The organism is Nonomuraea sp. NPDC050540 (assembly GCF_044457485.1).
In the GTDB taxonomy this organism is placed as follows: domain Bacteria; phylum Actinomycetota; class Actinomycetes; order Streptosporangiales; family Streptosporangiaceae; genus Nonomuraea.
Window position 1 is genome coordinate 1,199,761 of the sequence record NZ_JBITHA010000001.1, and the last position, 12,608, is coordinate 1,212,368.

Annotated in this window: 12 protein-coding genes and 1 riboswitch; of the genes, 8 read left to right on the forward strand and 4 right to left on the reverse strand. The window is 71.7% G+C overall.

Annotation, left to right across the window (positions count from 1 at the left end; genetic code table 11):
• Positions 1-18 precede the first annotated feature (18 nt).
• On the forward strand, positions 19-819 hold the full coding sequence (locus ACIBI5_RS05425) for an SAM-dependent methyltransferase (RefSeq protein WP_397243414.1): 801 nt from the start codon (positions 19-21) through the stop codon (positions 817-819).
• A 33-nt stretch (positions 820-852) separates the two neighbouring features.
• On the opposite strand, the gene ACIBI5_RS05430 is transcribed toward ACIBI5_RS05425, so the two are convergent.
• Positions 853-2,235: an alpha/beta hydrolase gene (locus tag ACIBI5_RS05430; RefSeq protein WP_397243416.1), complete on the reverse strand. Its 1,383-nt coding sequence runs from the start codon at positions 2,233-2,235 to the stop codon at positions 853-855.
• Between the two features lie 80 nt (positions 2,236-2,315).
• Between ACIBI5_RS05430 and ACIBI5_RS05435 the strand changes: the two genes are divergently transcribed.
• The 5 genes from ACIBI5_RS05435 (at position 2,316) to ACIBI5_RS05455 (ending at position 8,512) form a co-directional block, all read left to right on the forward strand.
• On the forward strand, positions 2,316-2,885 hold the full coding sequence (locus ACIBI5_RS05435) for an ArsR/SmtB family transcription factor (RefSeq protein WP_397243418.1): 570 nt from the start codon (positions 2,316-2,318) through the stop codon (positions 2,883-2,885).
• Between the two features lie 85 nt (positions 2,886-2,970).
• A complete protein-coding gene (locus ACIBI5_RS05440; protein ID WP_397243420.1) occupies positions 2,971-3,897 on the forward strand; it encodes a Bug family tripartite tricarboxylate transporter substrate binding protein in 927 nt (308 codons plus the stop codon).
• 24 nt (positions 3,898-3,921) lie between these two features.
• A riboswitch (cobalamin riboswitch) is annotated at positions 3,922-4,123 on the forward strand.
• Positions 4,124-4,235: 112 nt separating this feature from the next.
• The gene (locus ACIBI5_RS05445; RefSeq protein WP_397243422.1) at positions 4,236-6,398 is read left to right on the forward strand and encodes a ribonucleoside-diphosphate reductase subunit alpha; all 2,163 of its coding nucleotides are present in this window, start codon (positions 4,236-4,238) and stop codon (positions 6,396-6,398) included.
• A complete protein-coding gene (locus tag ACIBI5_RS05450) occupies positions 6,398-7,393 on the forward strand; it encodes a ribonucleotide-diphosphate reductase subunit beta (RefSeq protein WP_397243424.1) in 996 nt (331 codons plus the stop codon). Before ACIBI5_RS05445 ends, ACIBI5_RS05450 begins: the two co-directional genes overlap by 1 nt.
• A 54-nt stretch (positions 7,394-7,447) precedes the next feature.
• Positions 7,448-8,512 carry a mechanosensitive ion channel family protein gene (locus tag ACIBI5_RS05455; RefSeq protein ID WP_397243426.1) on the forward strand — a complete coding sequence of 355 codons (1,065 nt, stop codon included), beginning with the start codon at positions 7,448-7,450 and terminating at the stop codon, positions 8,510-8,512.
• 86 nt (positions 8,513-8,598) lie between these two features.
• On the opposite strand, the gene ACIBI5_RS05460 is transcribed toward ACIBI5_RS05455, so the two are convergent.
• Positions 8,599-9,435 (reverse strand): cytochrome c biogenesis CcdA family protein, encoded by an 837-nt coding sequence (locus ACIBI5_RS05460; RefSeq protein WP_397243428.1) that lies wholly within the window; start codon positions 9,433-9,435, stop codon positions 8,599-8,601.
• Positions 9,432-10,187, reverse strand: coding sequence for a DsbA family protein (locus tag ACIBI5_RS05465; protein WP_397243430.1), 756 nt, complete (start codon positions 10,185-10,187; stop codon positions 9,432-9,434). The genes ACIBI5_RS05460 and ACIBI5_RS05465 overlap by 4 nt, the downstream gene beginning before the upstream one ends.
• 112 nt (positions 10,188-10,299) lie before the next feature.
• Here ACIBI5_RS05465 and ACIBI5_RS05470 point away from each other — a divergent pair, with 112 nt between their 5' ends.
• Both ACIBI5_RS05470 and ACIBI5_RS05475 read left to right on the forward strand, forming a co-directional pair.
• Positions 10,300-11,091: an alpha/beta fold hydrolase gene (locus ACIBI5_RS05470; RefSeq protein ID WP_397243432.1), complete on the forward strand. Its 792-nt coding sequence runs from the start codon at positions 10,300-10,302 to the stop codon at positions 11,089-11,091.
• A gap of 169 nt (positions 11,092-11,260) precedes the next feature.
• The gene (locus ACIBI5_RS05475; RefSeq protein WP_397243434.1) at positions 11,261-11,869 is read left to right on the forward strand and encodes a helix-turn-helix domain-containing protein; all 609 of its coding nucleotides are present in this window, start codon (positions 11,261-11,263) and stop codon (positions 11,867-11,869) included.
• Here the strand turns inward: ACIBI5_RS05475 and ACIBI5_RS05480 are convergent.
• Positions 11,823-12,605 carry a DeoR/GlpR family DNA-binding transcription regulator gene (locus tag ACIBI5_RS05480; protein ID WP_184962234.1) on the reverse strand — a complete coding sequence of 261 codons (783 nt, stop codon included), beginning with the start codon at positions 12,603-12,605 and terminating at the stop codon, positions 11,823-11,825. The genes ACIBI5_RS05475 and ACIBI5_RS05480 overlap by 47 nt on opposite strands.
• Positions 12,606-12,608 lie beyond the last annotated feature (3 nt).

Below are 12,608 nucleotides of genomic sequence, written 5' to 3' on the forward strand. Positions count from 1 at the left end.
AAGACCTAAGATCATGATGTGGCCTTCGACCCGCAGACGCCGAATCTGGCGCGGATGTATGACTACATGCTCGGCGGCAAGAACAACTTCGGCGTCGACCGCGACGCGATCGACCAGCTGTCGAAGCACATCCCCGAGGCCATCCCCATAGCCAGGGCCAACCGCGCCTTTCTGCAGCGGGCGGTGCGGGCGCTGACCGAGGCGGGTGTCAGGCAGTTCCTCGATCTCGGCAGCGGTCTGCCCACGCAGGGCAACGTGCACGAGATCGCGCCCGAGGCCCGGGTCGTCTACGTCGACAACGACCCGGTCGTGGCGGCCCATGCCCGCGCGCTGCTGGAGGAGTCGGGCCGGGTCGTCTTCCTGCGCGCCGACCTGCTGCGGCCCAGAGAACTGCTGGCCAGCCCCGAGGTGACCGGGTTCCTCGACCGGACGGAGCCGGTCGCGGTGCTGCTGGTGTCGATCCTGCACTTCGTCCAGGACGCCGACGACCCGGCGGGCATGGTCGCGGTGCTGCGCGAGGCCGTGCCGCCGGGCAGCTACCTGGTGCTCACCCACGCGGTGCCGACGCTCGGTGACCCTGAGGCGGAGGAGGAGGCCAAGAACATCTACCGTGGCTCCTCCGCCGGCGGGGCCGTGGGGCGTACCGAGGCGGAGATCCTGGGCTTCTTCGGCGACTTCGAGCTGGTCGAACCGGGACTGGTCGAGGTGACCGAGTGGCGTCCCGACGCGCCCCGGCTGGTGGGTGAGGACCGGCTGCCGCCGTACCTGCGCGCCGCGATGGGCCGCAAACCGGGTCACAGCACGAGCCGTCCCCACTAGCCCGGTCACGGCGCCCCGCCCCCACCCGTCCGGTCACGGCGTCAGCAGTCCCCAGTAGAGCGCCCAGGGCAGGAAGGCGGCGGCGCCGGTCAGCAGGACGGCCAGCCGTACCCGCTCGGAACCGCGGGCCCGGCGCGCGGCGGGCACCGTGAGCACGGCCGCGACCAGCGCGAGCACCGCGAGGGCCTGCAGGACCAGCCAGACGAGCGGGCGGCCGGCCACCAGCGGGCCGGGCGAGCCCAGCTTGCCGCCCGTCATGACCGAGTAGAACAGGTAGGCCAGCGCGCCGAAGGCCGCCACGGGCGCGGCGATCGCCACCGTCCGCGGCCAGCGCGCCCCCGCTTCCGCCGGGGTACGGCCCCGCACCCGCCTGACCAGCGCCCACACCGGGTAGCCCAGGAAGGCCACGAGGAACAGCAGGAGCGCCCCCACCTGCACCGCGGCCGACTCCCACCAGGCCGGCGGCGGGACCGCGACGGTCATCGACGCCTGGCCGGGCAGCTCGCCCACGCTCTCCGCGGTCGGCAGCCGCCCGGCGGCGACGCGCTTCACCCAGGTCCCGACGGCCTCGGCGTAGCCGGGCGCGAGCTCGGGGGAGCGGGTGACGCCGCGGTCGGGCGTGAGGTGGGCGGCGTGGTCGGCGCCGGCGAAGTAGCGCAGCGTGTAGTTCTCGTGCGCGAGGCCCTCGGCCAGCAGCCCCGGGGTCTCCCGCGGCGGGGTGAGCAGGTCGTGGGCGCCCCAGATGCCGAGCACGGGCTGGGTGACCCGGGCGAGCACGGCCTGCGCGTCGTGCCAGGGCATCGGGAACTGCCCCGCCCCGGCCAGCAGCCGGTAGACGGCGGGTACACCGCGGTCGGGCACCGGGCCGCTGACGCCGGCGTTGCGCAGCCCGGCGGCGACCGCCCAGGTCTGCTGGCGCAGCGGCTGCATGGCGTTGCCGCCGACGATCACCACGAAGGCGACGTCCTTGGAGCGGGTGGCGGCCAGCGGGGCGACCCAGCCACCCTCGCTCAGGCCCCAGATGCCGACGTTGCCCCGATCGACCCCCGCGAAGGCGCGCAGGGCCGCGTGCGCGCCGAGCGCGTCGCCGGCCAGTTGGCCGTAGTCGCGGACGGTCATCGAGTAGCCCTCGGAGCGCTTGTCGTAGACCAGCACGGCCAGGCCCTGGCGGGCGAAGGCCTCGGCCTCGGTCATCAGCTTCGTACGCGGGGTGCCGCCGCCTGATCCGTGCACGAGCACCAGGCCGGGCAGCGGCCCGCGCGCGCCGGAGGGGACCAGCACGCTGCCGTGCATCTGGAGCCCGCCGCTGCCGCGGAAGGAGACCTCGGTGACGGTCAGCCCGTCGGCGGCCAGCGCGGGAACGGCCGGAACGAACGCGCAGACGAGCGCGAACAACATGATCACTAACCTCTTCATGCTGCCGACGCTACTCTGCAGAGATCTGTCGGCAAAGACATGTCTGCAGAAATCATCCGGCAGGACTAAGCTCTCTCCTCATGAGGGATGAGGATGGGGCGCCGCTGTATCTCGACGATCACGAGCGTCTGAAGGCCCTGGCCCATCCGATGCGCCGGCGCATGCTGTCGCACCTCAACGTGCACGGCCCCGCCACCTCCACCACGCTGGGCGAGCTGCTCGGCGCCAAGACCGGCACGACCAGCTACCACCTGCGCCAGCTGGAGAAGTACGGCTTCATCGAGGAGATTCCCGAACGTTCGGCCGGCCGCGAGCGCTGGTGGCGCAAGGCCGACATGCCGCGCGACATCCGCACGCCGAACTTCCGCGACGTGGCGCCGGAGAGCCGCGCGGTGCTGGAGGAGTTCTACCGCATCGGCATGGCCGAGGACCGCGCGCTGATGGACCGCTTCGGGGCCGCCTACCGGCGCGATCCCGACTGGGCCAAGGCCTCACGGGGGTTCGGCCGGATGACCAAGGAGGGGTTCGACGCCTTCTTCGAGGAGTACATCGCGCTGCTGTCCAAGTACAGTCACCAGGCCGACGACGCGCCCCCGGACGCCCGCCCGCTCTACATCAGGTTGTTCGCGCTGCCGGCCGATGAAACGTGAAGAGTGCCCCCCGATGTGTAACACCGTGTGATCTGTCAATAACCTCATGTAATGGGAGGTCTATCGGGGTTCGGGGAGGGGCATCATGCGGCGTCGGCAGTTCTTCGCACTCGGGCTCGGCCTGGCCGCCTGTGTCTCCGGATGCGCCGGCGCGGGTGGCGGCGCGAACGGCCTCGGCCCCGTCGGCGTCGTCCCCGGCGGTGAGCGATGGGCCGCGGTCGCACAGGCGCTCTACCGCACCCTGCGCAGGACCGGCTACCCCGCCACCGGCACGGGCGGCACGACCACCGTCACCGTCACCGGCCTGCCCGCGCTGGCCGCCGCCGAGCTGAACGACCAGCGCCCCATGCACATCGCCACCACGCCGCTGGCCAGGCTCACCGGCAACGTCGAGGTGCTGGTGGTGCCGGCCAACTCACGGCTGAAGGACTTCGACGCCTTCGCCGCCCACCTGCTGGCCCAGCCGGAGCGCACCTACCTGGCCGGCGGGCCCCTGGGCGAGCCCGATCACCTGCTGTTCGGCCTGGTGGCGCAGGGGCTCGGCGTGGACGTCAGGAAGATCGACTACACCGGCTACCCGGGCGCCCAGGAGGTGGCGGCGGCCATGCAGGGCGGCAAGGTCGCGGCGGCCACCGGGCGGCTGCGCGACTGGCGGGCCCGGCTCGACTCCGGCCGGATCAGGCCGCTGGCCGTCTCCTCGGCCGCCCGGGTCCCCGGCGTCGACGCCCCCACGCTCCTGGAGTGCGGGGTTCGCGTCGACTTCGCCGACTGGTGCGCGGTGGTCGGGCCCGCGGCGATGGACGGCGAACGGCGGGGCGCCGCGGTGCGCATGATGGAGGAGGCGACCCGGTCGGCGCCGTGGCACGAGGCCTGCCGTAACGGGGGCTGGGAGGCCATCCCGCTCAGCGGCGACGACTTCTCCACATGGCTGGCCACCGAGTCCGCCCGTACCCGCAGAGTACTCCGTGAACTCGGCATGCTCGACACGCCGAGCACAACATACCGGGGATAGTTGCGGGATCGGCCACTAGATGTAGGATCCTGCACTGTCGCTGGTTCGCCTCCCCGGAGGCGGAGCAAAAGGGAACCTGGTGCGATTCCAGGGCTGCCCCGCAGCGGTAAGCGGGAACGACCGCCGTCATCAGCACTGGACCCTGGTCCGGGAAGCGACGGCCAGTAGGACTCACGCGTTGAGACGCCCGCGAGCCCGAAGACCTGCCAGCGGTTGTCCTGTCCATTGGGCCTCGAGGGAGGGCCCGGGGGCTGCGCGGCCGGGGGATCTCCGTACTTGCCGTGTGCGCTCTCGCGTGCCCTCGCAGGGGGAAAGCTCGCTCGCGAGGAGTGTTGCACGTGACGCAGATCGTTGAGATGGATCGGCGGCTGGCCATCGAGGAGGCGGCGGCGCGCGTGATCGCAGACCCGGCCAACTCCCGGGTCGCCGCACGGTTGCTGGCCGAGGAGATCGCCGACGAGGCGGCGGGCCACGGTGTCCGCTCGTTCTCGGACTCCGTCGCCGCCACGCACGCGGCCGGGCTCATCCAGGACGCGCTCGCCGGTTTCGTCCGGGAAAATCGTGAAGAGCTGGACGCCCTCATCGACGCCGACGCCGACGAGCGGTTCGAGTACTTCGGCCTGCGCACCGTCTACGACCGCTACCTGCTGCGCCACCCCGAGACCCGCAAGGTGCTGGAGCGCCCGCAGCACTTCATGCTCCGCGTCTCCTGCGGCCTGTCCCAGACGGTCGGCGAGGCCGCCGAGCTGTACGCCTTGATGTCGACGTTGTCCTATCTGCCGTCTTCTCCGACCTTGTTCAACTCCGGCGCGCGCCGGCCGCAGCTGTCGTCGTGCTTCCTGCTGGACTCGCCCCGGGACGAGCTGGAGTCCATCTACGACCGGTACGGGCAGGTCGCCCGCCTGTCCAAGTACGCCGGCGGCATCGGCATCTCCTGGACCCGGGTCCGCTCGCGCGGATCGCTCATCAAGGGCACGAACGGGCACTCCAACGGCATCGTGCCGTGGCTGCGCACGCTCGACTCCTCCGTGGCCGCCGTCAACCAGGGCGGCCGGCGCAAGGGCGCGGCCTGCGTCTACCTGGAGACCTGGCACGCCGACATCGAGGAGTTCCTGGAGCTGCGGGAGAACACCGGCGAGGACGCCCGCCGTACCCACAACCTGAACCTCGCCAACTGGGTGCCGGACGAGTTCATGCGCCGCGTGGAGTCCGACGGCGTGTGGTCGCTGTTCGACCCCAAGACGGTCCCGCACCTCACCGACCTGTACGGCGACGCCTTCGACACCGCCTACCGCGCCGCCGAGGCGCAGGGCCTGTACACGCGGCAGATGCCGGCCCGCACCCTGTACGGCCGGATGATGCGCACGCTCGCCCAGACCGGCAACGGCTGGATGACCTTCAAGGACGCCGCCAACCGCGTCTCCAACCAGACGGCCAGGCCGGAGAACGTCATCCACCTGTCCAACCTGTGCACCGAGATCCTGGAGGTGACCAGCGACGGCGAGACCGCGGTCTGCAACCTCGGCTCGGTCAACCTGGCCGCCCACGTCACCGGCGCCGGCCTGGACTGGGAGCGCCTGGCCGGCACCGTCCGCACCGCGGTGCGCTTCCTCGACCGCACCATCGACCTGGGCTTCTACCCGACGCCCGAGGCCGAGAAGGCGAACAAGCGGTGGCGGCCGATCGGGCTCGGCGTCATGGGCCTGGCCGACGTGTTCTTCGCGCTGCGCCTGCCGTTCGACTCGCCGGAGGCGCTGGCGCTGTCGACCAGGATCGCCGAGGAGATCGCCCTCGCCGCCTACGCCACCTCCGCCGATCTGGCCGTCGAGCGGGGCCGGCACCCGTCCTACGACGACACCCGCGCCGCCCAGGGCGTGCTGCACCCCGACCACTACGGCGTCGGCGCCTCCGAGCGCTGGGACGCGCTGCGCGCCAGGATCGCCGAGACCGGGCTGCGCAACTCGCTCATGATCGCCATCGCGCCGACGGCGACGATCGCCTCCATCGCCGGGTGCTACGAGTGCATCGAGCCGCAGGTGTCCAACGTGTTCAAGCGCGAGACGCTGTCGGGCGAGTTCCTGCAGGTCAACCGGTACCTGGTGCGCGACCTTCAGGAGCGCGGGCTGTGGACGCAGGACCTGCGCGACGCCATCAAGCGGGCCGACGGCTCCGTCCAGGACATCCCCGGCATCCCGGATGAGCTGAAGGTGCTCTACCGCACCGCGTGGGAACTGCCGCAGAAGGCGCTGATCGACCTGGCCGCGGCGCGCACGCCGTACATCGACCAGTCGCAGTCGCTGAACCTGTTCATGGCGACGCCCACCATCGGCAAGCTCTCCTCGATGTACGCCTATGCCTGGAAGAAGGGCATCAAGACCACCTACTACCTGCGCTCACGACCGGCCACCCGGATCGCGCAGACCACCGTTCAGACGACCCCCGTCCAGGAAGCGATCGCCTGCTCCCTGGAGAACCCCGAGTACTGCGAGGCGTGTCAGTAATGCTGCTAGACCCCGGAATGGACCTGACGCTCCGTCCGATGCGCTACCCCGACTTCTACGAGCGCTACCGGGCGGCCATCCGCAACACGTGGACGGTCGAGGAGGTGGACCTGCACTCCGACCTGGCCGACCTGGCCAAGATGTCGCCGCAGGAACGCCACCTGATCAACCGCCTGGTCGCCTTCTTCGCCACCGGCGACTCCATCGTGGCCAACAACCTGGTACTCAACCTGTACCAGCACGTCAACGCTCCTGAGGCGCGCCTCTACCTGTCGAGGCAGCTGTTCGAGGAGGCGGTGCACGTGCAGTTCTACCTGACGCTGCTCGACACCTACCTGCCCGACCCGGACGAGCGGGTCAAGGCGTTCGCCGCGGTGGACAACATCCCCTCCATCCGCGACAAGGCCGAGTTCTGCTTCCGGTGGATCGACTCGCTGTCCAGCCTGCAGCGGCTGGAGACGCGGGAGGACCGGCGCACCTTCCTGCTCAACCTGATCTGCTTCGCCGCGTGCATCGAGGGCCTGTTCTTCTACGGCGCCTTCGCCTACGTGTACTGGTTCCGCTCCCGCGGCCTGTTCGGCGGCCTGGCCACCGGCACCAACTGGGTCTTCCGCGACGAGTCGATGCACATGGAGTTCGCCTTCAGCGTGGTGGACACCGTGCGCGCCGAGGAGCCGGACCTGTTCGACGACGAACTGGGCGAGCAGGTCACCCAGATGATCGAGGAGGCGGTCACGGCCGAACTGGCCTTCGCCCGCGACCTGTGCGGCGACGGCATCGGCGGCATGAACGTCGAGCACATGCGCGAGTACCTGGAGTACGTGGCCGACCAGCGGTTGTCCAGGCTCGGCCTGAAGAAGAAGTACGGCACCGCCAACCCGTTCGCGTTCATGGAGCTCCAGGACGTGCAGGAGCTCGCCAACTTCTTCGAGCGCAGGGTGTCGGCCTACCAGGTCGCGGTCGAGGGCAACGTGTCCTTCGACGAGTCCTTCTGAGATCTCCGGCACCATAGGGGGAGTGTGATTTTTCGCGACAGGTGAGGAGTGACTGTGTCGACCTGGGCGATCCTGGCCCTCTCGGTGGCAGGGGCGATCATCGTCGTGGAGGTGGCCCGCAGGCTGCTGTCCAGGGCGGGCGCCAAGTGGGGCCTGGCCAGGCACCTCGTCGAGCACTGCACGTGGGCGGGCTACGCCACGGCCGTGGTCATCGCGGCCAACGTGGCCTTCGTGCCCGCCATGTTCGGCGGGACGCCCCAGGAGCGGACGATCGGCGAGAGCGTCGACCGGGTGCTCGGGCTGATCACGATCGCCTGCGTCACCTGGCTGATCGTCGGCGCCTCCTACGCCGTCACGGATGTCATCCTCGACCGCCTCGTGCTGGTCGAGGGCGAGCGCAACCGCCGCGCCCGGCGGATCATGACGCAGATCGCGCTGGTCCGCCGGGTCGCCACCGCCGTCATCATCGTCGTGGCGCTCGGTGCGATGCTCTTCTCCTTCCCGCAGGTACGCGCGCTCGGCGCCGGTCTGCTCGCCTCGGCGGGCATCGCCGGCGCGATCGTCGGCATCGCCGCCCAGTCCACGATCGGCAACATGCTGGCCGGGCTGCAACTGGCCTTCAGCGACGCGCTGCGCCTGGACGACGTGGTCGTGGTCAACAACGAGTGGGGCCGCATCGAGGAGCTCACGCTCACCTACGTCGTCCTGCGGCTGTGGGACGAGCGGCGGCTGGTGCTGCCGGTCTCGTACTTCACCACGAACCCCTTCGAGAACTGGACCCGGCACGGCAGCCGGGTCCTGGCGGTGGTTCACCTGCGGGTGGACTGGGCGGTGCCGGTCGACGCCCTGCGCGAGGAACTGTACCGCTTCATCCAGGAGAACCCGCTCTGGGACCAGAAGGACTGGACCCTCCAGGTGACCGACGTGCTGCCCAACGGCCTGGTGGAGCTGCGCGCGCTGATGAGCGCCGCCGACTCGGCCTCGGCGTGGGACCTCAAGTGCGACGTGCGCGAGCACCTGGTCGGGTACGTGCGCGAGCACCATCCCGAGTCGCTGCCGCGCTTCCGCGTGGACCTGCCGACCGGCCCCCAGACGACGTCCTGGTCAGCCGAAGCCTGACCCGCCCTGCTCCTGTTCCCGGGCCTCGTCCCGGGCTGGCTTCTGGCCCTGGTCAGCCGGAGCCTGGCTGGGCCGTCCCCGTCCGGTCATCGGCGGGCGCGGGCCAGACCCCAGACGGTGGCCGCGACGAGCGCCACCGCCCCGGCCCCGACCAGCACCAGATCCGGTACGCCCGCCGCCCACGCGCCGACCCGGTCCTCGAAACCCTCCGGCACCGGCCCGGCCAGCGCGGCGGTGCCGTCGGTCACCAGGAACACCACGCCGAGCGCCACGAAGACCAGCCCCGACAGCGTGGAGGTCGTGTGCAGGCGAACGGGGCCGATCCGCAGCCGGCCGATCCCGACCGGCCCCAGCTCGACCCCGCGTCCGCGCAGCCACCGGCGCCGCCCCAGGTCGTAGCGCTCCCACAGCAGGGCGAGCAGCAGCAGCGGCGCCGCCATCCCGGCCGCGTACACGGCCAGCAGCACCGCCCCCCGCACCGCGTCACCCGAGGCCGCGGCCACGGTGAGCACCGCGCCCAGGATCGGGCCCGCGCAGAACCCGGCCAGCCCGGAGACCGCGCCCAGCCCCAGCACCGCCCAGGGCGAGTCGCCGCCCAGCCGGGAGCGCAGCCGCTCCACCGGCCCGAGCGTCCAGCCCTGCCCGGCGATCTGCAGCACGCCGAAGCCGATCAGCGCCCACCCGGCCACCGTGACCAGCAGCTCGCGGTGGCCGTAGAAGACCCGGCTGGCCAGGGCCGAGCCCATGCCCAGCGGGACCAGCACCGCGCACAGCCCGGCGTAGAACAGCGCCGTCCTGCCCGCCAGCGCCCGGCCGGTCGGGAAGGCGTAGCAGAAGAAGGCCGGCAGGAGCATCGCGCCGCACGGGCTGACCAGCGAGAACAGGCCGCCGAGGAACGCGGCGGCGTAGCCGATCTCGGTCAACGCGCCCGCCTGGCCTTCTCGATCGCCTTCTGGAAGGCGGCCACCGGCTGGGCGCCGAACAGCAGTTCGCCGTTGATGAGGAAGGCGGGCGTGCCGGGCAGGCCGAGCTGGAGCGCGAACTCCAGGTCGGCCTGTACGGCCTGCCGTACCGACGGATCCTTGCGGTCACGCTCGAAACGCGCGACGTCGAGCCCGGCCCGAACGGCGGCCTCGCGCAGACCGGCGTCGCTCAGCGCCACCTCGCCCGAGTAGAGCACGTCGTGAAACGGCCAGAAGCGGTCCTGGCGGGCGGCGGCCCGGCCGGCGTGGGCGGCGCGGGTGGAGTCGCGGCCCCTGATCGGATAGTCGCGCCAGAAGAGGCGGGCGATGCCGGTGTCCAGGTATTGGGTCTTGAGCGCCGGGGCGATCTCGCGGGCGTAGCGGCGGCAGCTCGGGCACTTGAAGTCGCCGAACTCCTCGATCGCCACGAGCGCGCCCGGCCGGCCCAGGGACAGGCCCGCCTCGACGCCGGGCGCGGTCGGGCCCACCCAGGTGGGCACGTCCGAGGCGGTGGGGGAGGGCGTGGAAGGGGAGGGCACGGAGGCGCCGGAGGAGGGAGCGGGGCCGGGCGTGGCGGGCTCGGCGGGTCCCGCGCTCGGACCGGGGTCGCGGCGCAGCGCGGCCACTCCCAGAACGGTCAGCGCCGCCGCCCCCGCGAGCGCGCCTGCCAGCACCCGCCGCCGTGATCGCTCCCGGGGCAGGTCATCAGTCATCCCCTCCATCTTGGCATCCGATGAGCCCGCCATCGACGCGATATATCTTGACTCTCTCCGAAGACGCGATATATCGTCTCTCACGATACGCCGACAGAGTGGGTGATCGCGCATGACAAAGCTCGCCTCAGCGGACGGGACGCTGATCAGCTACGAGAGCATCGGAACCGGACCCGGGATCGTCGTCCTCGGCGGCGGCCGGGTGGCCGGGCGCGGATACCGGGCGCTGGCCTGGTATCTGGCCGACTCCTTCACCGTGCACCTCCTGGACCGCGACACCCGCCTCGCCGGTTACAGCATCGACCGGGTCTGCGACGACGTCATCACGGTCATGGCGGAGACCGGGTCCACGCGCCTGTTCGGGCACAGCTCCGGCGGGCTGGTCGCGCTCGAGACCGCGCTGCGGCACCCAGTGGAGAAGTTGGCCGCCTACGAACCGGCCGTGAGCGTCAGCGGAGGGCTGCCCCGGGACTGGCTGCCCGCCTTCGAACGGGCGGTCGCCGAGGGCCGCACGCTGGAGGCGCTCGCCCGGCAGATCAAGGGGCTGGAGATGGCGGGGCCGTTCGGCGGGCTGCCGCTCTGGCTGATCAAGACCATGATCGCGCTCACGCTGCGCGGCGAGCGCCGCCAGGGGTACGTGGAGGTGCTGCCCCGGGTGCCCGCCGAGATGCGGGAGGTGCTGAGGCTCGACTCCGACGGCCTGCGCTACCGGGACACGGCCGCCGAGACCCTCCTGCTGACCGGCGAGCGCGGGCCGGCGTACCTGCTGAGTGCCGCGGCCGTCCTGAACGACGTCATCCCGGCCTCGCGGCTGGTCGAGCTGCCCGGACTCACCCACGACGCGCCGAACGACAGCGCCCCGGCCCAGGTCGCCCACGCGATGCGGGGCTTCTTCGCCGCCTAGCGGTTCCGGCGACGGGGCCGGGCGGCGCGCGGGGGCGGCCGCCCGGCAACGCCGGTCGCGCGGAACGCCGGTCGCGCGGAACCTCGGTCGCGTGGCCGCACCGGTCGCGTGGCTTGCATCGGTCGCGCGGCCTGGCAACGCCGGTTGCCGTATCCGGGACAATGGGGGTATGGAAGACGTCATCGCCCAGGTGGGGCCCCGGCTCAAGCGGCTGCGGACCGAGCGCGGGGTCACGCTGTCCGCGCTGGCCGAGGCCACGGGCATCTCCAAGAGCACGCTGTCACGGCTGGAGTCCGGCCAGCGCCGGCCCAGCCTGGAGCTGCTGCTGCCGATCGCCCAGGCCCACCAGGTCCCGCTGGACGAACTGGTCGGCGCGCCCGAGGTGGGCGACCCCCGGGTCAGGGTGGTGGCGCGCACCGTCAACGGGCGCACCGTGCTGCCGCTGACCCGCCAGCCCGGCGGGCTGCAGGCCTACAAGATGGTGATCCCCGCCGACCAGTGCATCCCGGAGCCGCGCACGCACGAGGGCTACGAGTGGATGTACGTGCTGTCGGGACGGCTGCGCCTCGTGCTGGCCGACCACGACATCGTGCTCGGCTCGGGGGAGGCGGCGGAGTTCGACACCCGGCTGCCGCACTGGTTCGGCAGCGCGGGCGACGGGCCGGTGGAGATCCTCAGCCTGTTCGGCCGCCAGGGGGAGCGCATGCACGTACGCGCCAAGCCCGCCGGGGTCACACCTGAACGATCCGCACCCCGGACTCCGCGAACCGGGCGGTGAGGTCGGCCGGCGCGGTCGAGTCGGTCACCAGGACGTCGATCTGGGCCAGCGGGCAGATGCGGGAGAAGGCCCGCTTGCCCAGCTTCGACCCGTCCGCGACGATGATCACCTGGCGGGCCTTGGCGGCCATGAGCTGGTTGATGGCGGCCTCACCCTCGTTGTGCGCGCTTGCGCCGTGGTCCACGTCGAGGGCGTCGACGCCGAGCACCGCCACGTCCAGCGCGATGCGCTCCAGCATGCCGGTGGCCACCGGGCCCACCAGCTCATACGACTGGGCGCGGGCCGAGCCGCCGGTGGTGACCACGTGCAGGTGGGGGCGTACGACCAGCTCGTGGGCGATGTTCAGGGCGTTGGTCACCACGGTCAGCGCCGGGCCGCGCTGGTCGCCGCCGAGGTCGCGGGTGGCCAGGGCGCGTGCCACCTCGGTCGTCGTGGTGCCGCCGTTGAGGCCGACCGTCGAGCCCTCCGGTACAAGGGCGGCGGCGGCCGAGCCGATGCGCTGCTTCTCCGGCGCGTGCTGGGCGACCTTGTAGCGCAGCGGCAGGTCGTAGGAGACGCTGTGCGCGATCGCGCCGCCGCGGGTCCTGGTGAGCAACTGCTGCGCGGCCAGCTCGTCGAAGTCGCGCCTGATCGTCGCGGTCGACACGTCGAGCTTCTCGGCGGTCTCGACGACGTCCAGCTGCCCGGCCTCGGCGACCATCTCCAGCAGGACGTTCCAGCGTTCGTACCGGTTCACCTG

Coding starts and splice junctions, on each gene's coding strand:
- ACIBI5_RS05430 (WP_397243416.1), bottom strand. CDS start 2,235: ATGAAGAGGTTAGTGATCATGTTGTTCGCGCTCGTCTGCGCGTTCGTT.
- ACIBI5_RS05435 (WP_397243418.1), top strand. CDS start 2,316: ATGAGGGATGAGGATGGGGCGCCGCTGTATCTCGACGATCACGAGCGT.
- ACIBI5_RS05440 (WP_397243420.1), top strand. CDS start 2,971: ATGCGGCGTCGGCAGTTCTTCGCACTCGGGCTCGGCCTGGCCGCCTGT.
- ACIBI5_RS05450 (WP_397243424.1), top strand. CDS start 6,398: ATGCTGCTAGACCCCGGAATGGACCTGACGCTCCGTCCGATGCGCTAC.
- ACIBI5_RS05465 (WP_397243430.1), bottom strand. CDS start 10,187: ATGACTGATGACCTGCCCCGGGAGCGATCACGGCGGCGGGTGCTGGCA.
- ACIBI5_RS05470 (WP_397243432.1), top strand. CDS start 10,300: ATGACAAAGCTCGCCTCAGCGGACGGGACGCTGATCAGCTACGAGAGC.
- ACIBI5_RS05475 (WP_397243434.1), top strand. CDS start 11,261: ATGGAAGACGTCATCGCCCAGGTGGGGCCCCGGCTCAAGCGGCTGCGG.